This window comes from Streptomyces sp. CB02959 (assembly GCF_002803155.1).
Taxonomy (GTDB): Bacteria; Actinomycetota; Actinomycetes; order Streptomycetales; family Streptomycetaceae; genus Streptomyces.
The window spans coordinates 155,072-176,618 of record NZ_NNBP01000018.1 but is presented as its reverse complement, the minus strand read 5'-3'; the positions used below and the strand labels follow the sequence as shown (position 1 = coordinate 176,618).

Sequence of the window (21,547 nt, the reverse complement as noted above, 5' to 3'; positions counted from 1 at the left end):
ACCCCTCATGAGTCGAACGGCGCAGGGGTGGTGGGTACTCCCGAAGTGGCCGCCGACCAGGGCCGATTCGGCCAGCCCCGGCGCCCTACGGAGCCATCCGAGCGCCTGACGGGGCCCGCCGAGCGCCCGCCGGAGCCGACGGGCACCACCCCCGCCCGCCCGGCTCCCCCTGCTGCCTCCCGCCCTTCCGGCCCTTCCGCTATCCCCTCCACCACCCCCTCCCTCCCCGACCTCAGTGGGCACGTCGTCCTGGTCACCGGGGCGTCGGGTGGGATCGGGCGGGGCATCGCGTTGCGGTTCGCCGCTGCCGGGGCGGCGGTGGTGGCGCACTACCGGGCGGGTGGTGAGGCCGCGCGGGCGCTGGTCGGGGAGATCGAGCGGGGCGGCGGGAGCGCGCTCGCGCTCCGTGCCGAGCTGGGGGTGGAGGAGGAGTGCCACCGGCTGGTGGCGGCGGCCGCCGGATGGCGGGGGCGGCTGACCGCGCTGGTCAACAACGCGGGGGTGCAGCCCGTCCAGGAGCTGGCCGGGATGTCGCTCGCCGACTGGCGGGCCGTCGCCGACCCCGATGTGCACAGCGTCTTCGCCTGCACCCAGGCCGCGGTGCCGGTGCTGCGCGCGGGCGGCGGCGGGTCGGTGACCCACATCGCCTCGATCGAGGCGGACCGTCCGGCGCCGGGTCACGCCCACTACTGCGCGGCCAAGGCGGCGGTGGTGATGCATGCCCGGGCGGCGGCGCTGGAGTACGGGCCGTACGGGATCCGCGTCAACAGCGTCTCACCGGGGCTGGTCGAGCGGCCCGGACTGGCGGCCGACTGGCCGGAGGGGGTGCGCCGCTGGCAACGGGCCGCGCCCACCGGGCGGTTGGGGCGGCCCGAGGACATCGGCGACGCCTGCGTCTTCCTCGCCTCGCCGATGGCCTCCTGGATCACCGGCCACGACCTGGTCGTGGACGGCGGCGTCTCGGCCCGGCCCACCTGGTGAGCCGGCCCGACGGCGCGGCGTCGGCCCGCGGCGGTGGCCCGCCCGGGCCGGGACGGTCCGGCGCCCTACGGCCACACCAGGCAGTACGCCTGGTGTCCCGCCTCGTGGAGGCGGTGGGAGAAGTCCTGCCACTCGTGGAGGAGCTGGTAGACGCTGAAGGCGTCCTGCGGGCCGCCGCGGTCGGGAACGGTGGACCAGATGAAGGCGGCCGCGCCCACGGACTCCTCGCCGACGCCGCGCAGCGGGTCGACCACGGTCATGGGGAGCTTGACGACGGCGTAGTCGGGGTGGAGCACGACCAGCTCCAGCGGGGGAACCTTGTGCAGCGGTATCCCCTCTATACCGGTGAGGACCATGGCGGCCATCGTCTCCGGCTTGATCTTGGTGAACATGCCGCCCATGCCGAGTTCGTCACCGCCGAGTTCCTCGGGGCGCATCGAGATCGGGACCCGGGCGGCCGTGGCGCCATTGGGCGCGCCGAAGTATTTGTACGTCACCCCCATGCGGCCGCCCCTGTTTTCCCCGCCCGTAATGCTCTCGGTGCTTTTGTGCCGGTCGTCCCCGGTGTGCTCGGAGCCCTCGCGCCGGTGACGGCCGCGCTGGGCGCGCTCGGGACCCCGGTCATCGGTTCCCTCGCCCAGTTCGCCACCGCGATGCATATCTCCACCCGACCACTCGCAGCCCCAGCCGCGCAACCCGATCATCGTCTCAGAGACTCCCCCGTCACCGGCGCGTGAAACGCCCGGCCGCACGCCCCCGTGCGCCTCTGAGACCATTGCTTGCGTGACTTACTCGTACGACGGCCCAGTTTTGCAGACGCGCGGGGGCTGAGGCCCGGTCGCGAGCGAGAGGAACGAAAAAGAAACCAAGAGGGAATGAAGAGGAATCGCGTGGCGGGCCGGGTGGTCCGCGGGGTGATTCCCGTACCGCAGTCAGCCGGGCCGTGACCGCGCGCCGCCGCCCCTCCCCCCCCCGTATATGCAGGTCAGGATCACAGTGTCTTTTCCGTATGAAGCCCCTGTTTCGCAGTCGCTGTTCGACCGTGCGTCCGTGGTGACGCCGGGCGGCGTGAATTCTCCGGTGCGGGCCTTCCGGGCCGTGGGCGGTACGCCCCGGTTCATGGTGTCCGGTACCGGTCCTTACCTCACTGATGCCGACGGCCGGGAATACGTCGACCTGGTGTGCTCGTGGGGGCCGATGATCCTCGGCCACTCGCACCCCGAGGTGATCGCCGCGGTCCAGGAGGCGGTCGCCCGCGGGACGTCCTTCGGGACGCCCGGTGCGGGCGAGGTCGAGCTGGCCGAGGAGATCGTGGCGCGGATCGCGCCGGTCGAGCAGGTGCGGCTGGTCTCCAGCGGCACCGAGGCGACGATGTCGGCGATCCGGCTGGCGCGCGGCTTCACCGGCCGGGCCAAGGTGGTCAAGTTCGCCGGCTGCTACCACGGGCACGTGGACGCGCTGCTGGCCGCGGCCGGTTCGGGCGTCGCGACGTTCGGGCTGCCGGACACCCCCGGGGTGACCGGTGCGCAGGCCGGCGACACGATCGTGCTGCCGTACAACGACCTGGCTGCCGTCCGCGCCGCGTTCGCCGCGCACGAGGGCGAGATCGCCTGTGTGATCACCGAGGCGTCGCCGGGCAACATGGGTGTGGTCCCGCCGCTGCCGGGCTTCAACCAGGGGCTCGCGGACCTGTGTTCGCGCAACGGCGCGCTGTACATCTCCGACGAGGTCATGACCGGATTCCGGGTCAGCAAGGCCGGCTGGTACGGCATCGACGGGGTGCGCCCGGACCTGATGACCTTCGGCAAGGTCATGGGCGGCGGCTTCCCGGCCGCGGCCTTCGGTGGGCGCGCGGACGTCATGGCGCACCTCGCCCCGGCCGGGCCGGTCTACCAGGCGGGCACGCTCTCCGGGAACCCGATCGCCACCGCCGCCGGTGTCGCGCAGCTGCGGCTGCTGGACGACGCCGCGTACGCGAAGGTCGACGCGGTCTCCGCGGAGGTCCGCGGGCTGGTCACCGCGGCGCTGGCCAAGGAGGGCGTGGCGCACCGGCTCCAGGTCGCCGGGAACATGTTCTCGGTGTTCTTCACGGACGCCGAGGTGACGGACTACGAGCAGGCCAAGGCGCAGGAGTCGTTCCGCTTCACCGCCTTCTTCCACTCGATGCTGGCGCAGGGCGTCTACCTCCCGCCGTCCGCGTTCGAGTCCTGGTTCGTCTCGGCCGCGCACGACGACGCGGCCGTCGAGCGGATCGCGGCCGCGCTGCCGGCCGCCGCCCGGGCCGCGGCCGAGGCCACCGCATGACCGGCACGAGTGGGACGGACCGGAAGACGGGTGACATGAGCGGCAGCGAGAAGAACGGCGACGAGATCACCGTCGTGCATCTGATGCGGCACGGCGAGGTCCACAACCCGGAGGGCGTGCTCTACGGGCGCCGGCCCGGCTACCACCTCTCCGACCTGGGCCGGAAGATGGCCGACCGGGTCGCCGAGCACCTCGCGGAGCGGGACATCACGCACGTGGTGGCCTCGCCGCTGGAGCGCGCGCAGGAGACCGCGGCGCCGATCGCCGGGGCGCACGGTCTGGAGATCGCCACCGACCAGCGGCTGATCGAGGCGGCCAACGTCTTCGAGGGCAAGACCTTCGGAGTGGGCGACGGCGCGCTGAAGAAGCCGGGCAACTGGAAGTACCTGACCAACCCGTTCCGGCCCTCGTGGGGCGAGCCGTACATCGAGCAGGTCGTCCGGATGATGGCGGCGCTCGGCGCGGCCCGGGACGCGGCCCGCGGACACGAGGCGGTGGCGGTCAGCCACCAGCTGCCGATCTGGATCGTGCGCAGCTTCGCCGAGCGGCGGCGGCTGTGGCACGATCCGCGGAAGCGGCAGTGCACCCTGGCCTCCCTGACCTCGTTCACCTTCCACGGCGACAAGATCATCTCGGTGGGGTACAGCGAGCCGGCGCGCGACCTGGTTCCCTCCCACCTGCTGGCCGGCGCCAAACCCGCGAAGGGCAAGTCCAAGGCTTTCGGGGCCTGATAATCCGTCACATGACGGAATGTCAAACTCGCCGGAAATGCAAAGTATGAGCGAATAACGCGGAACCTCATCGTCCGGCATGCCCTCTACAACGATGTCCGTTGGTATGGATATCGAGTTCGGTGAGCACGGATGGGGAACGGCGCTATGGGCGGGATGAGTCGGCGGAGCCTGCTGGGGATGGGAGTGGGGGCCGCCGCGGCTCTGGGTGTCGCCGGGTGCTCAGCCTCGGGGGAGGGCGCCGGGGAGGGGCAGCGGGTCAAGAACGCGGCGCCGGCCCGCCCCAAGCTCATAGGCGACGGCTCGACCGCGAACTACGGCAAGCAGCCCCACCAGCCCGGCGCGCCCGAGCGGCTGGAGCCGGGGCAGACCCCGCCGCAGTTCGTGATCTTCTCCTGGGACGGGGCGGGAGAGGTCGGCAACGGCCTCTTCCCCCGGTTCCGCAAGCTCGCCAAGGACCACGGCGCGGCCATGACCTTCTTCCTCTCCGGGCTGTACCTGCTGCCCGAGGAGAAGAAGCGCCTCTACCTCCCGCCGAACAACCGGCCCGGCGCCTCCGACATCGGCTACCTCAGCGACGCGCACATACGGGAGACCCTCGGCAACGTGCGCCAGGCGTGGCTCGACGGCCACGAGATAGGCACCCACTTCAACGGCCACTTCTGCTCCGGCCGGGGCAGCGTGAAGCACTGGACGCCCGCCCAGTGGCGGTCCGAGATAGACCAGGCCATGGGCTTCGTCACGAAGTGGCGGACGCACACCGGGTTCACCGACGCCGAACCGCTGCCCTTCGACTACGGCAAGGAACTGGTCGGCAGCCGGACGCCCTGCCTGCTCGGCCAGGAGAACCTGCTCCCCACCGCCCGCCAACTGGGCTGGCGCTACGACGCGAGCTCGCCCGGCGGCCTGCAGATGTGGCCCCGCAAGAAGCAGGGGATCTGGGACTACCCGCTCCAGCAGATACCTTTCCCCGGCCACTCCTTCGAGGTGCTCTCGATGGACTACAACATCCTGGCCAACCAGTCCAAGAACTCCACCAAGGCGCCGCCGGCCAACTACCCGGGCTGGCGCCGACAGGCCGCCGACGCCTACATCTCCGGATTCCGCCGGGCCTACGAGACCAACCGCGCGCCGTTCTTCATAGGCAACCACTTCGAGCAGTGGAACGGCGGCATCTACATGGACGCCGTCGAGGAAGCCCTCAAGCACATCGCCGACGACAAGCGCACGGACGTCCGGCTGGTCTCCTTCCGGCAGTTCACCGACTGGCTCGACGCCCAGGACCCCCGCATCGTCCGCAAGCTCCAGGGGATGGGCGTCGGACAGCGGCCGGCCGGCGGCTGGAAGACGTACCTCTCCGAGGTCTGACCGCCCGGCGCCTCAGGGGCGCGGCCCCGGGTGACGCGCCGGAAGCTCTCGTTCCGTAGGGTCTGACATGGTCCTTCGTCAGCGGCACGGCGGGGCGAGGGGGGCGCGGAAGATCCGCAAATGGCCCATGCGAAACTTTTCACATGAGTGACAGCCGCGCCCCCCGCCGCCTCACCAGCCGCCGCCGTCTCGCCCTGTTCGCCGCGGGAGCGGCGGCCGCCTCGCTGACGCTGAGCGCCTGCGGCGACGGTGCCTCCGGCGGCTCGGCGCAGACCCGCTTCGTCCAGGGCAAGAACGGCGTCGACACCGTCAAGCCCGACGAGCGACAGCCGGCCCCCGACCTGTCCGGGGAGACCACCACCGGCAAGAAGCTGGACGTGGCCGACTACAAGGGCAAGGTCGTCATCGTCAACGTGTGGGGATCGTGGTGCGGCCCCTGCATCGCCGAGGCCCCCAACTTCGCCAAGGTCGCGAACGAGGACAAGGACAAGGGCGTCCAGTTCGTCGGGATCAACACCCGCGACGCCGAGAAGTCGCAGGCCACCGAGTTCGAGGAACAGCACAAGGTGCCCTACCCGAGCCTGTACGACCCCACCGGCAAGCTGATGCTGCGCTTCCCCAAGGGCAGCCTCAACCCGCAGTCGATCCCGTCCACGATCGCCATCGACCGGCACGGCCGGATCGCCGCGCGCTCGATCGGCCCGCTCGCCGAGGACGACCTGCGCAAGATGGTCGACCCGCTGATCGCCGAGAAGTGATCGCGTGATCGCGCTCGCCGCCAACGCCGCGGAGAACCAGACCATCCTCAGCGGCGCCCTGATCGCGGCCGTCCCGGTCGCCCTCTTCGCCGGCCTGGTCTCGTTCTTCTCGCCCTGCGTCCTGCCCCTCGTCCCCGGCTACATGTCGTACGTCACCGGGGTCACCGGCACCGACCTCGCCGAGGCCCGGCGCGGCCGGATGCTGGCCGGTGCCCTGCTCTTCGTCCTCGGCTTCACCGCCGTCTTCGTCTCCGGCGGCGCCCTCTTCGGCTTCTTCGGCAAGACCCTCCAGGACTACAAGGACGTCATCTCGCGCGTCCTGGGCGTGCTGATGATCCTGCTCGGGCTGGCCTTCGCCGGCGTCCTGAAGCGGTTCGGCCAGCGCGAACTGCGGTTCCACAAGAAGCCCGCGATGGGGCTGGCCGGCGCGCCGGTGCTCGGTGTGCTCTTCGGCGTCGGCTGGACGCCCTGCCTCGGCCCCACCCTCACCGCGGTCAACACCCTCTCCTTCTACGACGCCAGCGCCGGCCGCGGCGCGCTGCTGACCGTGGCGTACTGCCTGGGCCTGGGACTGCCGTTCATCGCGGTGGCGGTCGCCTTCCGGCGGATGCTGGGCGCCTTCGGCTGGGTCAAGCGGCACTACGTCTGGGTGATGAGGGCCGGCGGCGGCATGATGATCGCCCTCGGCGTCCTCCTCCTCACAGGCGTCTGGGACATTCTGATGTCCCAGCTACAGAGCTGGACGCAAAGCATCACCGTTGGGATCTGATTGATGTCCACCAAGACCGACACCACGGACGAGCCGGGCGCCACCGCCGACCAGGGCGGTGATCTCGGCACCGCCGGATCCCAGCTCTCCACCGCCCCCAAAGAGGACGTCTCGTTCCCCTCGCTCGGCCCGATCGGCTGGGTGCGCTGGTTCTGGCGCCAGCTGACGTCCATGCGGGTGGCGCTGCTGCTGCTCTTCCTGCTGTCCATCGGCGCGATCCCCGGCTCGCTGATCCCGCAGACCAGCATCGACCCGGTCAAGGTCGACGCGTTCAAGGCCAAGCACGAAACCCTCGGCGAGGTCTACGACAAGCTGGGGATGTTCCACGTCTACAGCTCGGTCTGGTTCTCGGCGATCTACCTGCTGCTGTTCATCTCGCTGATCGGCTGCATCGTGCCGCGCGCCTGGCAGTTCATCGGCCAGCTCCGCGGCCGCCCGCCGGTGGCCCCCCGCCGCCTGACCCGGCTGCCCGCGTACACCACCTGGCGTACCGAGGCGGCGCCGGAGGAGGTCCTCGCGGCGGCCGAGCGGCTGCTGAAGAAGCGGCGCTTCCGGGTCCGCCGGGAGGACACCTCGGTGGCCTCCGAGAAGGGCTACCTGCGCGAGGCCGGCAACCTCCTCTTCCACGTCGCGCTGATCGTGATGCTGGTGGCGTTCGCCGTCGGCGGCCTGTGGAAGTCCGAGGGCGGCAAGCTGGTCACCGAGGGCGACGGCTTCTCCAACAGCCTCACCCAGTACGACGACTTCTCCTCCGGCCCGTTCTTCGACACCGACACCATGGAGCCGTTCGGCTTCACCATGGACTCGTTCGACGCGACCTACGAGCGGACCGGCCCGCAGAAGGGCACGCCCCGCACCTTCCGCGCCAACATCACCTACTTCTCCGGCGCGGACGGCACCGAGCACAAGAAGTCGATCGAGGTGAACACCCCGCTCGACATCGCCGGCAACAAGGTCTACCTGCTCTCGCACGGCTACGCGCCGGTCGTCACCGTCAAGGACGGCCGCGGCAAGGTCGTCTACCACGGTGCGGTGCCGTTCCTCCCGCAGGACCCGAAGAACTTCACCTCCTCCGGCGTGGTGAAGGTCCCGGGCGCGCAGACCAAGGACGGCGCGCGCAACCAGCTCGGCTTCCAGGCGCTGTTCGTCCCGACCTTCGGCGGCAAGAACTCCGGGTCGATGTTCTCCCAGTTCCCCGCCCCGGACTTCCCCGTCCTGTCGGTCAACGCCTGGCACGGCGACCTCGGCCTGGACTCCGGTCTGCCGCAGAACGTCTACCAGCTCGACACCAAGCGGCTGAAGCAGTACAAGGACGCCGGCGGCGACATCTTCAAGAAGATGCTGCTGCCCAAGGACCGGGCGGCGCAGATGCTCGGCCACGCCGGCGCCGAGCTGACGCCCCAGGAGATCGCCGCCGAGTCCACGATGAACCTCCCGGGCGGCCAGGGCTCCATCACCTTCGAGGGCATCAAGACCTGGGCCAGCTTCAAGATCACCCACCAGCCCGGCAACGGCCTCGCCCTGACCGGCGCGGTCTGCGCGCTGCTCGGCCTCGCCGGCTCGCTGTTCATCCAGCGGCGACGGGTCTGGATCCGCGCGGAGCGATCCGACGCGAACGGCGCGACCAGCGCGAACGGCGTCACCGTCGTCGAGATGGCCGGCCTCGGCCGCAGCGAATCGGCCCGGGTGGCGGAGGAACTCGCCGCCCTCGCGGCCGAGCTGACGCCCAGCGCCCCGCTCGCCGCCGCGCCCTCCCCGGACACCGCGGAGGACTCCGCCCCGTCCGCCGAAGACCCGACGGAGCCTACCGACTCTGCCGATCCTGCTGACCCCTCCGAAGGAGCGCGCGCGTGAATCTCGCTGCCGCAGCCAACGAGACACTGGCTCACAACAGCAATGTGCTGGTCTATTCGGCGATGGCCGTCTACACCCTCGCCTTCATCGCCCACATGGCCGAGTGGGTGTTCGGCAGCCGCAGCAAGGTCGGCCGGACCGCCGCCGCCCTGACCACCCAGGCCGCCGCCCCCGCCGCGGCCCCCGTCCAGACCAGGCAGCAGGGCGGCACCGCCGTCCTGGAGCGCCCCAAGGTCGTCACCCGGTCCGCGACCGACAGCCGGGACGTCCCCGACGGCCCCGGCGCGCACGGCGGCACCGAGAAGGGCGACCTCTACGGCCGGATCGCGATCTCGCTGTCCGTCCTGGCCTGGGGACTGCACGTCGGCGGCATCGTCACCCGCGCCCTGTCCGTACAGCGCGCCCCCTGGGGCAACATGTACGAGTTCTCCACGACCTTCGCCGCGGTCGCGGTGGGCGCCTACCTGGTCCTGCTGCTCCTGAAGAAGAACGTCCGCTGGATCGGCCTGCCGCTGGTCACCACCGTCCTGCTCACCCTGGGCCTGGCCGTCAGCGTCCTGTACACCGCCAGCGACCAGCTGGTGCCCGCGCTGCACTCGTACTGGCTGTGGATCCACGTCTCCTGCGCGATCCTCTCCGGCGCGGTGCTCTACCTCGGCGCGGTCGCCACCCTGCTCTTCCTCTTCCGCGACCGCTACGAGGCCAAGCTCGCCGACCCGGACGGCCCGCAGCCCGGCAACTTCGCCACCTCGGTGCTGGAGCGGCTGCCCTCGGCCGCCTCGCTCGACAAGTTCGCCTACCGCGTCAACGCCACCGTCTTCCCGCTGTGGACGTTCACCATCATCGCGGGCGCCATCTGGGCCGAGGCCGCCTGGGGCCGCTACTGGGGCTGGGACCCCAAGGAGGTCTGGTCCTTCATCACCTGGGTCGCCTACGCCTGCTACCTGCACGCCCGCGCGACCGTCGGCTGGAAGGGCCGCAAGGCCGCCTGGCTGGGCCTGATCGCCTTCGCCTGCTACCTCTTCAACTACTACGGCGTGAACATCTTCGTCACCGGCCTGCACTCCTACGCCGGCGTCTGAAGCCCCGCCCGACCCGCAACACCCCGGTGCCGTAGGGACCCGGCCTCGCCCGCAAGGAGGCCGGTCCCTACGGCACCGTCGTGTGGAGGGGAACGCTCCGCGCCGCTCCTACGGGAGCCGCGGCCGCACCTCAGCGCCGCTTGCGCCGGCCGTGCTCCTGCCGCGGCGGCTTCTGGTCCGCCCCCGGCAGCGTCGGCTTGGGCAGGTGCGCCACCTCCCACTGCGCCTCGGCCAGCTTCTCGGCGGTGTCCCGCGGCAGCCGCGGCGGGTGGTGCGCCGCCGAGCGGAAGCCGAACGCCGAGGTCAGATCGCCGAACGCGGCCCGCCGCCAGTCGCTGATGTTGGGCTCCGTCACGCCGGTGAACCGCTCCAGGAACTGCAGCACCGAGGTGTGGTCGAAGGCGTCGCCGGCCGCCCAGCCGCCCACCGTCCAGGGCGAGACGATCAGGCAGGGGACCCGGAACCCGGCCCCGATCGGCAGGCCGCCGACGAACTCGTCCTTGGTGCCCGCGGGCGGTACCGGCGGCGGCACGTGGTCGAAGAGGCCGTCGTTCTCGTCGTAGTTCAGGATGAAGGCGGTCTTGGCCCACACCTTGGGGTTGGCGGCGATCGCCTCGATCTTCTTGGCCACGAAGTCCGCGCCGGCGGCCGGCAGGTAGTCCGGGTGCTCCGACTGGTAGCTGGTGGGGATGATCCAGGAGACCGCCGGCAGCCGGTCGTTGCGGGCGTCCTCCTCGAAGGCGCCCGCCGGCCCCGGCCGCACCCCCTTCTCGTACAGCGGGCTGCCCGGCTTGGCGTCCCGGAACGTCTGGAACTGCTCCAGCAGGTTGCAGCCGTAGTCGTCCTCCTCCTGGTACACCTTCCAGCTGATGCCGGCCGCCTCCAGCCGCTCCGCGTACGTCGTCCAGCCGTACGGCTTGGGCGCGGTGTTGTTGAGGACCGGGCCGCCGCGGGTGCCGCCCGGGTCGAGGGTGCCGGTCATCCAGTACAGCCGGTTGGGCCAGGTGGGCCCGAAGACCGAGCAGAAGTAGTTGTCGCAGAGGGTGAACGCCTCGGCGAGGGCGAACTGGAAGGGGATGTCCGCGCGGGTGTGGTAGCCCATCACGTACGGGCCGTTGACGCCGTCGGCCTTGCGGTGCGCGGGCAGCCAGCAGTCCATCCGGCCGCCGTTCCACGCCTCGTGCTGGACCGACCAGGCGTGGCTGGTGGAGGGGATGGCCTGGGCGCTGGTGGCGTGGGTGTCGAGGCGGAACGGCAGCAGGTAGCCGTCGGGGTTCTCCGCGTCCGGCTGGTAGAAGACGGACCGGCCGGTGGAGAGGGTGAGCGCGTCCGGGTCGTTGAAGCCGCGGACGCCGCGCAGGGTGCCGAAGTAGTGATCGAAAGAACGGTTCTCCTGCATCAGGAGAACGACGTGCTCGATGTCGCGCAGCGATCCGTGCCGCGGCGGGCCGGCCGCGACGGCCTTCTGGACGCTGGGCGGCAGCAACGACAGCGCAGCGGTGCCGCCGATCGCTCCGGCCGCCGAGCCGAGGAGTCTGCGTCGGGTCATATTCGGCATATGTGCCACTCTCCCTGAGTCGCGGAAGCCCTCGGTGGGCCGTCCCGACTGTGGCGGTGGCGCAGTTTCCCGGGCAGGGGGAGGTTGCTGAACGTCGCGTCAAATGGCCATGAACAGACCAGAGTTGGCCGACCGGCCCTACGCCTCGTACGTCACGTGAGGTAGCGCCCGACGGCTTGTGCACCACCCCGGCTACGCCTGTGTGGCGGTTGACGGGGACACGCCGCTCAGGCTCGGAGTTCCCCCGTGTGCCGGGCAGGGGCGGCGGCGGGTGTCAGGTGTGCACCTGCTGCATGGTGGACCTGGCGCGCTGGTACGCCTTCAGGGCGGGCCCCTGGTCGCCGGGTCCCCGCACCTCCAACACCATGGGCCCCTTGGGTGTCAGCACCAGGAGGAGCGTGACCTTCCAGGGCTTCTGGTCGTCCGGAGGGCTCAGCCGGTACGTCACTTCCACGGCGGAACTGAACCCGACCGTGGTCTCCTTGACCTGCTCCTCGCTCTGGTACTCGCCGTAGTTGGCCATGCCCTCGCCCCTGAAGGCGGCCATCATCTGCTTCGGGCCGCCGTCGATCGGCCGGTCCGCAAGGTAGACGGTGAGCGGCGGGGTGCCCTTCTTCCCGCCCCCCGCGTCGATCTCGCACACCACGGAGAACGGCGGAGACTTCGAGGGCTGGTACGTCGGCATGACCGACTTCCGCGTCCACCGCTTCTCCGCCTCGAAGGTCATCGGCAGCGCACAGCCCGACCCCTGGGCGCCGACCGACACGACCCCGTCGCCGTCCGACGCGGCGCCGCCCCCGCACCCGGCCACCGTCCCCGTCAGCAGTACGGCGCCCAGCAGGCCCCGGACCCCTCGTAGCCGTCTCCGCATCAGAACCCCCTGTTTTACCTTCTCTTGACACTGCGGGAAACGGCGAACGGTAGCGGACGCCCGGCAAGCGGATCAAGGGTGGTGCCGGGGACGCCGGCCGGTCACCGCAGACGCGCCAGGGCGGCCTCCGGCGCGGGATACGGGCGCTCGTCGGGGAGCAGCGCCCGCGCGGCCCGGCCCTCGCCCGCGCGCACCAGCGCGTGGACCTTCCGGGCCAGCGGCGTCACGTCGCGGATCGCCACGGTCCACTCGTCCGCGTACGCCCGGGACATCTCGCCGGACAGGCCGAGCTGGAGGGAGCGGTGGCCGAGCGGCTTCAGACGCAGATCGCGCTCGGGGTCCCACTGGACCCGGGCCGGCGAACGGCGCAGCTCGCGCTGCCAGGCGGCGCGGTCCGGGTGGAGCCCGGGGACGTAGTGCGACAGGCACGCGTGGTCCAGCGCCCGGTCGAAGCCCTCGCGGGTGATCTCGACGGCCAGCACCGTCTCCTGATCGGCCTTGGTGGCCCAGCCGCAGCGGTACATCATCCACAGGAACGACGGCTTGATCCACGTCATCCGGTCGCGCTTCCAGGCGGCGGGGAACCGGCCGTCCCGCGCGGCGGGCAGGCCCAGGGACGGCGCGTACGCCTGGTAGACGGTGACGGTGTCCGCGGTGTGCAGCGCCCGGATGCGGCAGGACGGCTCACGGGCGGTGGTGGTGCCGGTGCTCATGCCGGCTCATCCTGCCGAGCCCGCACGCCGCGGGCCACCGGATTACCGGCCGAAGGCGGGCCCGGCCTCAGACGCCGCCGATGTCCTCCTGCCACAGCTCCGGCCGCGCCCCGATGAAGTCCCGCATCATCGCCGCGCACCCGGGATCGTCCAGCAGCACGATCCGCACGCCGTGCCGGGCCAGCCAGTCGTGGCCGCCGTGGAACGTCCGGGCCTCGCCGATGACGACCCGGGAGATGCCGAACTGCCGGACCAGCCCGCTGCACAACCAGCACGGCGAGAGCGTGGTGACCAGCGTCGTGCCGCGGTAGTCGCGCTGCCGCCCGGCCGCCCGGAACGCCGCGACCTCGGCGTGCAGCGACGGATCGCCGTCCTGGACGCGGCGGTTGCGGCCGCGCCCCAGCAGCGCGCCGTCCGGCCCGTACAGCGCCGCCCCGACGGGGATGCCGCCCTCGGCCAGCCCCACCCGTGCCTCGGCGACCGCCGTGGCGAGCATGGCCCGGGCCTGCTCCTGGAGGTGGTCGGGGTGCCCGCACGGGTCGTCGTGGCCGTCGACGCGGCCGTAGCGGCGGGCGGCGTCGCGGTCCTGCCCCCACTCCGGCGTCCGGTCCTGATCCGGTGCCTGGTCCATGCCGGTCACTCTCCCCGCCCGGCCGGGCCGCGGCAACGCGGGCTGGGCCGGACGGCCGTGAGGGACGCTCAGGCGGTGGTGGGCGGGGTGTCCTCGGGGCCCTTCCGGCCGTTCTTCCCGCGCGTCCCGTCGCCGCCGTCGGAGCTGCCCGTGCCGTCCGTGCCGGTCCCGCTCTCGGCGGTCCCGGACTCCTTGCGCCGCAGTTCCTCCTCGCGGCGCCGCAGATCGGCCTCCCAGTCCTTCAGCAGCGCCTCGTCCTTCTTGTTCTCCTCGCGCAGGGACCGCAGGAACTCGGGATTGTCGTCCGGCGCCACCCACTGGGTGCTGCGGTTGCGGTGCCACTCGGCGGGCGTGCTGCCGCCGCCGCCCGCGACCCGGTACCGCTGCTTCCCGGCCACCAGCCAGGCGATCGGCCCGATCAGCACCTCGCCGAACAGCAGGATGATCAGCACCCACACCACCTTGGGCAGGCCGCGCACCTGCGACTCGGGGGTGTTGAGGCAGTCGATGAACGCGTAGATCCACAGTGCCAGCACCAGTAGGAACGGCAGATACCTGAGCATTGCGGACGGTCCCCCTGCGCGTGCGAGCGGGCCCTCGGCGGGGCCCCGTGACCCGTACAGGGTAGTGCGTACCGGATACTGGAGCGCATGGCTTACGACGATCTTCGCTCCCTGCTGCGGGCCCTGGAGCGCGAGGGCGACCTGACGCGCATCAAGGCCGAGGTCGACCCGTACCTGGAGGTCGGCGAGATCGTGGACCGGGTGCAGAAGGCCGGCGGGCCGGCGCTGCTCTTCGAGAACGTCAAGGGCTCGTCGATGCCGCTGGCCATGAACGTCTACGGCACCGACCGCCGGCTCCTGAAGGCCCTCGGCCTCACCGCGTACGAGGAGATCAGCGGGAAGATCGGCGGGCTGCTCAAGCCCGAGCTCCCACACGGCTTCGTCGGCGTCCGCGAGGCGTTCGGCAAGCTCGCGAACATGACGCACGTCCCGCCGAAGAAGGTCAAGGGCGAGGCGCCCGTCCAGGAGGTCGTGCTCACCGGTGACGACGTCGACCTGGAGAAGCTGCCGGCGCTGTTCACCTGGCCGAAGGACGGCGGCTCCTTCTTCAACCTCGGCCTGACCCACACCAAGCACCCCGAGACCGGCGTCCGCAACCTCGGCCTGTACCGCCTCCAGCGCCACGACAAGCGCACCATCGGGATGCACTGGCAGATCCACAAGGACAGCCGCAACCACTACCAGGTCGCCGCCAAGCGCGGTGAGCGGCTGCCGGTCGCCATCGCCTTCGGCTGCCCGCCGGCGGTGACCTACGCCTCGACCGCACCGCTCCCCGGCGACATCGACGAGTACCTCTTCGCCGGCTTCCTCCAGGGCAAGCGGATCGAGATGGTGGACTGCAAGACCGTCCCGCTGCAGGTCCCGGCGCATGCCGAGGTCGTCATCGAGGGCTGGCTGGAGCCCGGCGAGATGCTGCCGGAGGGCCCGTTCGGCGACCACACCGGCTTCTACACGCCGCAGGAGCCGTTCCCGGCGCTGAAGATCGACTGCGTGACGATGCGGAAGCGCCCGCTGCTCCAGTCGATCGTCGTGGGCCGCCCGCCGACCGAGGACGGGCCGCTGGGCCGGGCCACCGAGCGGTTCTTCCTCCCGCTCCTCAAGATCATCGTCCCGGACATCGTGGACTACCACCTCCCCGAGTCCGGCGGCTTCCACAACTGCGCGATCGTCTCGATCGACAAGAAGTACCCCAAGCACGCCCAGAAGGTCATGCACGCCATCTGGGGCGCCCACATGATGTCGCTGACCAAGCTGATCGTCGTGGTCGACGCGGACTGCGACGTGCACGACCTCCACGAGGTCTCCTGGCGGGCGCTGGGCAACACCGACTACGCCCGCGACCTGACCGTCGTCGAAGGCCCCGTCGACCATCTCGACCACGCCTCCTACCAGCAGTTCTGGGGCGGCAAGGCGGGCATCGACGCCACGAAGAAGTGGCCCGAGGAGGGCTACACCCGCGACGGCGGCTGGCCGGACATGGTCGAGTCGGACCCGGCCGTCGCCGACCGGGTGACGAAGCGTTGGAAGGAGTACGGGCTGTGAATCTCCGTACGAAGATGACTCTCGGCAGCGCGGAGTCGGGGTTTCCCCGCGTCCGCGGGGGCGAACCGGAGTACGGGCTGTGAGCGCGGCAGAAGGAGTCATCGGCGGGCCGGGGCCCGCGCAACCGGACAGCAAGGTGCGGGCGTTCCTCCGCCTCGTCGTCATCGAGCACTCGGTCTTCGCGCTGCCCTTCGCCTACATCGCGGCCTTCACCGCGATGCACCAGCTGGACAAGAGCGTCCACTGGGTCCGGCTGCTGCTCGTCACCGTCGCCATGGTCGGCCTGCGCACCTTCGCGATGGCCGTCAACCGCATCATCGACCGGGAGATCGACGCCCGTAACCCGCGGACGGCCGGGCGCGAGCTGGTCACCGGCGCGGTGTCGGTCCGGTCCGCCTGGACCGGCGCGCTGGTCGCCGTGGTGGTCTTCCTGGGCGCGGCCGCGCTGCTCAACCCGCTGTGCCTGGCGCTGGCGCCGGTCGCCGTGGTCCCGATGGTGGTCTATCCCTACGGGAAGCGCTTCACCAACTTCCCGCACGCGATCCTCGGCCTGGCCCAGGCGATGGCCCCGGTCGGCGCCTGGATCGCGATCACCGGCGAGTGGTCCTGGGAGTCGGTGATCCTCGGCCTCGCGGTCGGCATCTGGATCGGCGGCTTCGACCTGATCTACGCCTGCCAGGACGTCGAGGCGGACCGCCACCACGGCGTGATGTCCGTACCGGCCCGGTTCGGTGTGCCGGGCGCGCTCTGGGGCGCCCGCTGGTGCCATGTCGCCACCACCGCGCTGCTGGCGTGGTACGGCGCCGCCATCGGCGCCGGGATCTTCTTCTGGATCGGGCTGGTGATCGTGGCGGTGGCCTTCTGCTACGAGCACGCGATCGTGCGCCCGCACGACACCTCTCGGCTCAACCGGGCGTTCTTCCAGGTCAACAGCTTCATCGGGATCGCGCTGTTCGTCTGCGCGCTGCTCGACCTGTTCGTCCGCGGCCTGACGCCCTGACGCCCTGGCGCCTGGCCGGTCAGCCCTTGCTGAGCGGCCAGGCGATCAGCCGCGGATAGCTCCACAGCTCGCCCTTGGTCGCCTTGATCGTGCCGATGATGGCGCAGACCATGCCGGACAGCGCGTAGGCCAGCATGACCACCATGACCGTCACCAGCGGAACGGCCAGCCCCGGCGGGGCGTCGGAGCGTCCGCTGTCGTCGGCCGCGGCGAAGATGATCGCGCTGCCGAAGTAGAGGATCAGGCCGAACGCCGCGACGATGGCCTGGGTGATGCCGAAGTTCAGCGCCTGGGTGGCGTGGTGCCGGACGTACGGGTCGTGCTTGTGGCGGGCGTTGCCGCGGATCGACAGCGGGCCGATCCAGCCGAGGAAACCGCCCAGACCGCAGAGCATCGAGCCCGCGGTGATGGTCAGCAGCGCACCGAGGTGGGACCACATCGCCGGGGTCGTCGAGGGCGAGGGGGACGGGGCGCCGTAGCCGGCGGGGTAGCCGTAGCCGGGCGCGCCGGGATAGCCGTAGCCGGCGGGCGGCGGGGTGGGCTGCTGCCAGCCCGACGGGCCGTATCCCGGCTGGTGGTGGTCGGACATGGTGTATTCCCCCGAATCACTGAGTCGTCGTCCCGCCGCGCCCCCGCGGGCGGTGCTCTCCGCCGGCCGCGCGGCGGGTGTCGCACCCGCCCGGCGACCGCTCCGAACCTCGTGTGTCGAGATTACGGGACGGGTCCGACAACGGCGTCGGCCGCCCGCACCGACCGCCCACGCTCGCGCAGGACGAACGCCGCCAGCACCCCGCCGAGCAGCCCGAACAGATGGCCCTGCCAGCTGATCCCGCTGGTGGTGGGCAGCGCGCCCCACAGGATCGAGCCGTAGACGAGGGCGACGCCCACCCCGATCCCGATGTCCAGTGGCTTGCGCTCGATGAAGCCGCGGACGAGGAGATAGCCGAAGAGCCCGAAGACCACCCCGGAGGCGCCCGCGGTGTTGCTGTGCGGTGCGGCGGTCAGCCACACGCCCAGGCCGCTGACGAGGATGATCAGCAGGGCCGCGGCGAGGAACCGGCGGATCCCGCTGCGCAGCGCGGCGACGAAGCCGAGCACCAGCAGCGGGAGGGTGTTGGCCGCCAGATGGCCGAAGCCGAAGTGGAGGAAGGCGGCGGGGATCACGTCGACCAGCTCGGCCGGATCGCGGGGCTGGATGCCGAAGGCGTCGAGGGCGTTGCCGCTGAGGGTGTCGACGCCCTCCAGGACCCACAGCAGCGCGACCCAGCCCAGCATCAGCAGGAGCGCGGGTCCGGCCCGTGCGGTGCGAGGTGTCATCGTCCGCCCCCTCGTCGTCGGCGTGTCCGGCCGGCTCCCCGGCGTCGTGCCGGCGCACAGGTAGTAACGGTCGTGACGGCCCCGGTGGTTCCGCCGGATAGGCTCGATCCGTGGAGCCGCCGCACAACAACACCAGCAAGAACGCCACCGGTCAGCAGGATCCGGGCCGTCGGCCGTGGGTCGTCGGGGTCTCCGGTGCGTCCGGGACGCCGTATGCCGCATCCGTGCTGCGCGGGTTGCTCACGGCCGGGGAGGCGGTGGACCTCGTCGTCAGCCGGGCGTCGCGGCTGACCCTGATGGACGAGACCGGGATCGCCTTCCGGGACGCGCACTGGCGCAGCGACCTGCGGGAGTGGCTGGAGCGCGGCGCGGACGGCAAGCCGGACGCCTTCCGGGTGACCGAGGAGGCGCTGGCGGGGGTCAGGCACTGGCCGGCCGGGGACCTGGCGGCGGGGCCGTCGTCGGGTTCGTATCCGGCGAAGGGGATGTTGATCGTCCCGGCGAGCACGGCGTGTGTGGCCGGCGTGGCGCTGGGGCTGTCGAAGGACCTGTTGCAGCGGGTGGCGAGCGTGACGCTCAAGGAGCGGCGGCCGCTGGTCGTCGCGGTGCGGGAGACCCCGCTGAACGGGCCGACGCTGAAGCATCTGGTCGCGCTGGACGAGGCGGGCGCCGTGGTGCTGCCCGCCTCGCCGGCGTTCTACGCGGGTGCGACGCACATCCAGGATCTGGTGGACTTCGTCGCGGGCCGGGTGCTCGATGCGGCACAGGTGCCGCACGGGCTGTACCGGCGGTGGGAAGGGGAGCTGGGGGGCGGCTCCAAGGGGGAGGCCCCGAAGGCTCGTTAGCGCTTCTTGGCGGCGGCGCGGCCCAGGCGGCGCCGCTCCCGCGAGGTCGCGGGCAGCTGGGCGGCACGTGAACGATTGGCCTGGTCCTGCAGCTCACGCATGCGGGCGTAGGCCATCTCGATCGAGTACACGGTGACAACTCCTGTTGAAAGATCGTCCTTGATCGTTCTAAATGAATCACAGGGCTCGGACCCTGTATGCCTTAGATTCTACATGCAGAACGCAGAAAAGCGGAAAGATTGGAAGGCTTGAGGGCATGGACGCGGTGGATAGGCAGCTCATTCAGGCACTTCGCGAGAACGGCAGGGCCTCGTACGCGGAGCTCGGCCGGCTCGTCGGCCTCTCCGGCCCCAGCGTCACGGACCGGATCAACCGCCTCGAAGCGGCCGGAGTGATCACCGGTTACCGCGCGACGGTCAACGCCGCCGCGCTCGGACTCGGCGTCACGGCCCTGGTCGGCATCTCCCTGTCGGACGCCGCCGACCACGAGGACGTCGCCCGCCGGCTCAAGGACCTGGAGGAGATCGAGGACTGCTGGTTCATCGCCGGCGACGACTCCTACATGCTCAAGGTCCGGGTCGGCGACGTCGACGGGCTGGAGCGCACCATCCGGCGGCTGTCCGGCACCAAGGGCGTCTCCCGTACGCGGACCACGATCGTGCTCTCCACCAAGTGGGAGAACCGCGTCGGCGAACTCCCCGAAGAGGTCGACTGAGCAGGGTGCGCACCGACGGCGGACGGGGGCCCGGGTCACTGCCAAGGGGCCTCCGCCCGCCGCGGAACCGGGGGAGTAGGCTCGGCGAAGCCCGTTTTTCGCAGGAAAAGGCCAGCGTTTCACGTGAAACGGCCGGTGACAGACAGAGATGGTGGGAGGCGACCCGATGGCTGCGTCGATGGATGCCGGCCTCAAGCGCGAGCTGGAGGCGAAGGTCCACGCCGGCGAGCGGCTGACCCGCGAGGACGGAATCGCCCTCTACGAGTCCGACGACCTGGCCTGGCTGGGCGGCCTCGCCCATGAGGTGCGGACCCGGAAGAACGGCGACGCCGTCCACTTCAACGTCAACCGCCACCTCAACATGACGAACGTGTGCACCGCGTCCTGCGCGTACTGCTCGTTCCAGCGCAAGCCGGGCGAGAAGGACGCGTACACCATGCGCATCGAGGAGGCCGTCCGCCTCGCCAAGGCGATGGAGAACGACAACCTCACCGAGCTGCACATCGTCAACGGCCTGCACCCGACCCTGCCGTGGCGCTACTACCCGCGCTCGCTGCGGGAGCTGAAGAACGCGCTGCCGAACGTCTCCCTCAAGGCGTTCACCGCCACCGAGATCCACCACTTCGAGACCATCTCCGGGCTGTCCGCCTCCGAGATCCTCGACGAGCTGATCGACGCCGGCCTGGAGTCGCTGACCGGCGGCGGCGCCGAGATCTTCGACTGGGAGGTCCGGCAGCACATCGTCGACCACGCCACCCACTGGGAGGACTGGTCGCGGATCCACCGCCTCGCCCACGAAAAGGGCCTCAAGACCCCCTGCACCATGCTCTACGGGCACATCGAGGAGCCCCGCCACCGCGTCGACCACGTCCTGCGGCTGCGTGAACTCCAGGACGAGACCGGGGGCTTCCAGGTCTTCATCCCGCTGCGGTACCAGCACGACTTCGTGGACATGCAGGACGGCAAGGTCCGCAACAAGCTCCAGGCCCGGACCACGATGGCCAGCGGCGCCGAGGCCCTGAAGACCTTCGCGGTCTCCCGGCTCCTCTTCGACAACGTCCCGCACGTCAAGGTCTTCTGGGTGATGCACGGCGTCCAGACCGCCCAGCTCGCCCTTCAGCACGGCGCGGACGACATGGACGGCTCGGTCGTCGAGTACAAGATCACGCACGACGCGGACAACTACGGCACGCCGAACAAGCTCACCCGCGACGACCTGCTGGACCTGATCCGCGACGCCGGCTTCCGCCCCGTCGAGCGCAACACCCGCTACGAGACCATCCGCGAGTACCCCGGCCCCGACGCGGAGCGCCGCGAGTCCCCGCAGCCGATGCGGCTCTGATCATGTCCCGGGGCCCCGCGGGGCCCCGGTAGGGTCCCGCTCCATGAGCGTGCGCTTCGAGCTGGACCCGGCCGTCACCCCGGAGGTCCGCGACGGGATCTGCGCGTTGTGGGCGGAGGTCGCCAACGCGGGCGGCGCGGTCGGTTTCGTTCCGCCGGTGGCCCCGAAGGACACCCGCGCCGGCCTCGTCCGCCACCTCGCGGCGATGGCCGACGGCCGCGAGCGGCTGCTCGTCGGCCGGGACGGCGGCGGCCGGGTCGCGGCCACCGCGTTCCTCACCTTCAACTGGCACGGGATGTCCACCCACTGGCTGTGGGTCTACACCGTGATGGTCCGCCCCGCCCTCCAGGGCCGGGGCGTCGGCCGCGCCCTGATGGCCGCGGTCGCCGACGCCGCCCGCGGCATCGACGGCATCATCGGACTGCGCCTCACCTGCCGCGGCGGCACCGGTCTGTCCCGCTTCTACGAAGCCTGCGGCTACCAGGAGATCGGCCGTGCTCCCCGCGCGATCAAGCTCGCCGACGGCGACTTCCGGGACGACGTCACGATGTGGCTGGACCTGGCCTGAACCGCCCTCGGGCGGGGGCCCGGAAGATCGCCCAG

The 21,547-nt window shown here is 71.1% G+C and carries 23 protein-coding genes; 14 read left to right on the top strand and 9 right to left on the bottom strand.

From position 1 onward, the window contains the following. Positions 1 to 201: 201 nt before the first annotated feature. Positions 202 to 981, top strand: a complete 780-nt coding sequence (locus tag CG747_RS27480) for an SDR family NAD(P)-dependent oxidoreductase (RefSeq protein ID WP_100604559.1) — start codon at positions 202 to 204, stop codon at positions 979 to 981. A 65-nt stretch (positions 982 to 1,046) separates the two neighbouring features. Here the strand turns inward: CG747_RS27480 and CG747_RS27475 are convergent, their stop codons facing one another. Continuing rightward, positions 1,047 to 1,640 (bottom strand): hypothetical protein, encoded by a 594-nt coding sequence (locus tag CG747_RS27475; RefSeq protein ID WP_100604515.1) that lies wholly within the window; start codon positions 1,638 to 1,640, stop codon positions 1,047 to 1,049. Positions 1,641 to 1,959: 319 nt separating this feature from the next. On the opposite strand from CG747_RS27475, the gene hemL reads away from it, so the two are divergent. The 7 genes from hemL to ccsB all read left to right on the top strand — a co-directional run bounded on the left by hemL (position 1,960) and on the right by ccsB (position 9,847). Then, entirely contained in the window at positions 1,960 to 3,285 is a 1,326-nt protein-coding gene (gene hemL, locus CG747_RS27470) for a glutamate-1-semialdehyde 2,1-aminomutase (protein WP_100604514.1), read from the top strand. A gap of 35 nt (positions 3,286 to 3,320) precedes the next feature. Then, a complete protein-coding gene (locus CG747_RS27465; RefSeq protein WP_100604513.1) occupies positions 3,321 to 4,016 on the top strand; it encodes a histidine phosphatase family protein in 696 nt (231 codons plus the stop codon). 147 nt (positions 4,017 to 4,163) lie between these two features. After that, the gene (locus CG747_RS27460; RefSeq protein WP_100604512.1) at positions 4,164 to 5,384 is read left to right on the top strand and encodes a hypothetical protein; all 1,221 of its coding nucleotides are present in this window, start codon (positions 4,164 to 4,166) and stop codon (positions 5,382 to 5,384) included. 143 nt (positions 5,385 to 5,527) lie between these two features. After that, on the top strand, positions 5,528 to 6,142 hold the full coding sequence (locus CG747_RS27455; protein WP_100604511.1) for a TlpA disulfide reductase family protein: 615 nt from the start codon (positions 5,528 to 5,530) through the stop codon (positions 6,140 to 6,142). A gap of 4 nt (positions 6,143 to 6,146) precedes the next feature. Further along, positions 6,147 to 6,911, top strand: coding sequence for a cytochrome c biogenesis CcdA family protein (locus tag CG747_RS27450; protein ID WP_100604510.1), 765 nt, complete (start codon positions 6,147 to 6,149; stop codon positions 6,909 to 6,911). A gap of 3 nt (positions 6,912 to 6,914) precedes the next feature. Next, positions 6,915 to 8,765: a cytochrome c biogenesis protein ResB gene (locus CG747_RS27445; protein WP_100604509.1), complete on the top strand. Its 1,851-nt coding sequence runs from the start codon at positions 6,915 to 6,917 to the stop codon at positions 8,763 to 8,765. Beyond that, on the top strand, positions 8,762 to 9,847 hold the full coding sequence (ccsB, locus tag CG747_RS27440; protein ID WP_100604508.1) for a c-type cytochrome biogenesis protein CcsB: 1,086 nt from the start codon (positions 8,762 to 8,764) through the stop codon (positions 9,845 to 9,847). The genes CG747_RS27445 and ccsB overlap by 4 nt, the downstream gene beginning before the upstream one ends. Positions 9,848 to 9,977: 130 nt before the next feature. Here ccsB and CG747_RS27435 read toward each other — a convergent pair whose 3' ends face one another. From CG747_RS27435 to CG747_RS27415, 5 genes are all read right to left on the bottom strand, one after another. Further along, complete coding sequence (locus tag CG747_RS27435) at positions 9,978 to 11,405, bottom strand: alkaline phosphatase family protein (protein ID WP_100604507.1); 1,428 nt, start codon at positions 11,403 to 11,405, stop codon at positions 9,978 to 9,980. A 274-nt stretch (positions 11,406 to 11,679) separates the two neighbouring features. Further along, positions 11,680 to 12,276, bottom strand: a complete 597-nt coding sequence (locus CG747_RS27430; RefSeq protein ID WP_100604506.1) for a lipoprotein — start codon at positions 12,274 to 12,276, stop codon at positions 11,680 to 11,682. A 101-nt stretch (positions 12,277 to 12,377) separates the two neighbouring features. Beyond that, positions 12,378 to 12,989 carry a DUF4291 domain-containing protein gene (locus CG747_RS27425; RefSeq protein ID WP_100604505.1) on the bottom strand — a complete coding sequence of 204 codons (612 nt, stop codon included), beginning with the start codon at positions 12,987 to 12,989 and terminating at the stop codon, positions 12,378 to 12,380. Positions 12,990 to 13,056: 67 nt separating this feature from the next. Continuing rightward, positions 13,057 to 13,620 (bottom strand): nucleoside deaminase, encoded by a 564-nt coding sequence (locus CG747_RS27420; protein WP_374701820.1) that lies wholly within the window; start codon positions 13,618 to 13,620, stop codon positions 13,057 to 13,059. Between the two features lie 68 nt (positions 13,621 to 13,688). Next, entirely contained in the window at positions 13,689 to 14,183 is a 495-nt protein-coding gene (locus CG747_RS27415; protein ID WP_100604504.1) for a PLD nuclease N-terminal domain-containing protein, read from the bottom strand. Positions 14,184 to 14,270: 87 nt separating this feature from the next. Here CG747_RS27415 and CG747_RS27410 point away from each other — a divergent pair, with 87 nt between their 5' ends. Further along, positions 14,271 to 15,725, top strand: coding sequence for a menaquinone biosynthesis decarboxylase (locus CG747_RS27410; protein WP_100604503.1), 1,455 nt, complete (start codon positions 14,271 to 14,273; stop codon positions 15,723 to 15,725). Positions 15,726 to 15,804: 79 nt separating this feature from the next. After that, positions 15,805 to 16,725 carry a menaquinone biosynthesis prenyltransferase MqnP gene (mqnP, locus tag CG747_RS27405; protein WP_100604502.1) on the top strand — a complete coding sequence of 307 codons (921 nt, stop codon included), beginning with the start codon at positions 15,805 to 15,807 and terminating at the stop codon, positions 16,723 to 16,725. A 19-nt stretch (positions 16,726 to 16,744) separates the two neighbouring features. Here mqnP and CG747_RS27400 read toward each other — a convergent pair whose 3' ends face one another. Together CG747_RS27400 and CG747_RS27395 are read right to left on the bottom strand one after the other, a co-directional pair. After that, the gene (locus tag CG747_RS27400) at positions 16,745 to 17,314 is read right to left on the bottom strand and encodes a DUF4870 domain-containing protein (RefSeq protein ID WP_100604501.1); all 570 of its coding nucleotides are present in this window, start codon (positions 17,312 to 17,314) and stop codon (positions 16,745 to 16,747) included. 122 nt (positions 17,315 to 17,436) lie between these two features. Beyond that, complete coding sequence (locus tag CG747_RS27395) at positions 17,437 to 18,042, bottom strand: rhomboid family intramembrane serine protease (RefSeq protein ID WP_100604500.1); 606 nt, start codon at positions 18,040 to 18,042, stop codon at positions 17,437 to 17,439. Between the two features lie 110 nt (positions 18,043 to 18,152). On the opposite strand from CG747_RS27395, the gene CG747_RS27390 reads away from it, so the two are divergent. After that, positions 18,153 to 18,887: a UbiX family flavin prenyltransferase gene (locus CG747_RS27390; RefSeq protein ID WP_100604499.1), complete on the top strand. Its 735-nt coding sequence runs from the start codon at positions 18,153 to 18,155 to the stop codon at positions 18,885 to 18,887. Here CG747_RS27390 and CG747_RS49845 read toward each other — a convergent pair. Continuing rightward, positions 18,884 to 19,018: a hypothetical protein gene (locus CG747_RS49845; protein WP_257980775.1), complete on the bottom strand. Its 135-nt coding sequence runs from the start codon at positions 19,016 to 19,018 to the stop codon at positions 18,884 to 18,886. The genes CG747_RS27390 and CG747_RS49845 overlap by 4 nt on opposite strands. A gap of 125 nt (positions 19,019 to 19,143) precedes the next feature. Between CG747_RS49845 and CG747_RS27385 the strand changes: the two genes are divergently transcribed. From CG747_RS27385 to CG747_RS27375, 3 genes are all read left to right on the top strand, one after another. After that, positions 19,144 to 19,602: an Lrp/AsnC family transcriptional regulator gene (locus CG747_RS27385; RefSeq protein ID WP_100604498.1), complete on the top strand. Its 459-nt coding sequence runs from the start codon at positions 19,144 to 19,146 to the stop codon at positions 19,600 to 19,602. Positions 19,603 to 19,780: 178 nt separating this feature from the next. After that, on the top strand, positions 19,781 to 20,944 hold the full coding sequence (gene mqnE, locus CG747_RS27380; protein WP_100604497.1) for an aminofutalosine synthase MqnE: 1,164 nt from the start codon (positions 19,781 to 19,783) through the stop codon (positions 20,942 to 20,944). Between the two features lie 43 nt (positions 20,945 to 20,987). After that, positions 20,988 to 21,512, top strand: a complete 525-nt coding sequence (locus tag CG747_RS27375; RefSeq protein WP_100604496.1) for a GNAT family N-acetyltransferase — start codon at positions 20,988 to 20,990, stop codon at positions 21,510 to 21,512. Positions 21,513 to 21,547: the final 35 nt, after the last annotated feature.

Excerpts from the sequence above, each read along its gene's own strand:
- CG747_RS27465 (WP_100604513.1), top strand. The coding sequence starts at position 3,321 with ATGAGCGGCAGCGAGAAGAACGGCGACGAGATCACCGTCGTGCATCTG.
- hemL (WP_100604514.1), top strand. The coding sequence starts at position 1,960 with ATGCAGGTCAGGATCACAGTGTCTTTTCCGTATGAAGCCCCTGTTTCG.
- CG747_RS27425 (WP_100604505.1), bottom strand. The coding sequence starts at position 12,989 with ATGAGCACCGGCACCACCACCGCCCGTGAGCCGTCCTGCCGCATCCGG.
- CG747_RS27410 (WP_100604503.1), top strand. The coding sequence starts at position 14,271 with ATGGCTTACGACGATCTTCGCTCCCTGCTGCGGGCCCTGGAGCGCGAG.
- CG747_RS27435 (WP_100604507.1), bottom strand. The coding sequence starts at position 11,405 with ATGCCGAATATGACCCGACGCAGACTCCTCGGCTCGGCGGCCGGAGCG.
- CG747_RS27430 (WP_100604506.1), bottom strand. The coding sequence starts at position 12,276 with ATGCGGAGACGGCTACGAGGGGTCCGGGGCCTGCTGGGCGCCGTACTG.
- CG747_RS27460 (WP_100604512.1), top strand. The coding sequence starts at position 4,164 with ATGGGCGGGATGAGTCGGCGGAGCCTGCTGGGGATGGGAGTGGGGGCC.
- CG747_RS27395 (WP_100604500.1), bottom strand. The coding sequence starts at position 18,042 with ATGACACCTCGCACCGCACGGGCCGGACCCGCGCTCCTGCTGATGCTG.
- CG747_RS27400 (WP_100604501.1), bottom strand. The coding sequence starts at position 17,314 with ATGTCCGACCACCACCAGCCGGGATACGGCCCGTCGGGCTGGCAGCAG.
- mqnE (WP_100604497.1), top strand. The coding sequence starts at position 19,781 with ATGGATGCCGGCCTCAAGCGCGAGCTGGAGGCGAAGGTCCACGCCGGC.
- CG747_RS27445 (WP_100604509.1), top strand. The coding sequence starts at position 6,915 with ATGTCCACCAAGACCGACACCACGGACGAGCCGGGCGCCACCGCCGAC.
- CG747_RS27375 (WP_100604496.1), top strand. The coding sequence starts at position 20,988 with ATGAGCGTGCGCTTCGAGCTGGACCCGGCCGTCACCCCGGAGGTCCGC.
- CG747_RS27415 (WP_100604504.1), bottom strand. The coding sequence starts at position 14,183 with ATGCTCAGGTATCTGCCGTTCCTACTGGTGCTGGCACTGTGGATCTAC.
- CG747_RS27475 (WP_100604515.1), bottom strand. The coding sequence starts at position 1,640 with ATGCATCGCGGTGGCGAACTGGGCGAGGGAACCGATGACCGGGGTCCC.
- CG747_RS27455 (WP_100604511.1), top strand. The coding sequence starts at position 5,528 with ATGAGTGACAGCCGCGCCCCCCGCCGCCTCACCAGCCGCCGCCGTCTC.
- CG747_RS27420 (WP_374701820.1), bottom strand. The coding sequence starts at position 13,620 with ATGGACCAGGCACCGGATCAGGACCGGACGCCGGAGTGGGGGCAGGAC.
- CG747_RS27385 (WP_100604498.1), top strand. The coding sequence starts at position 19,144 with ATGGACGCGGTGGATAGGCAGCTCATTCAGGCACTTCGCGAGAACGGC.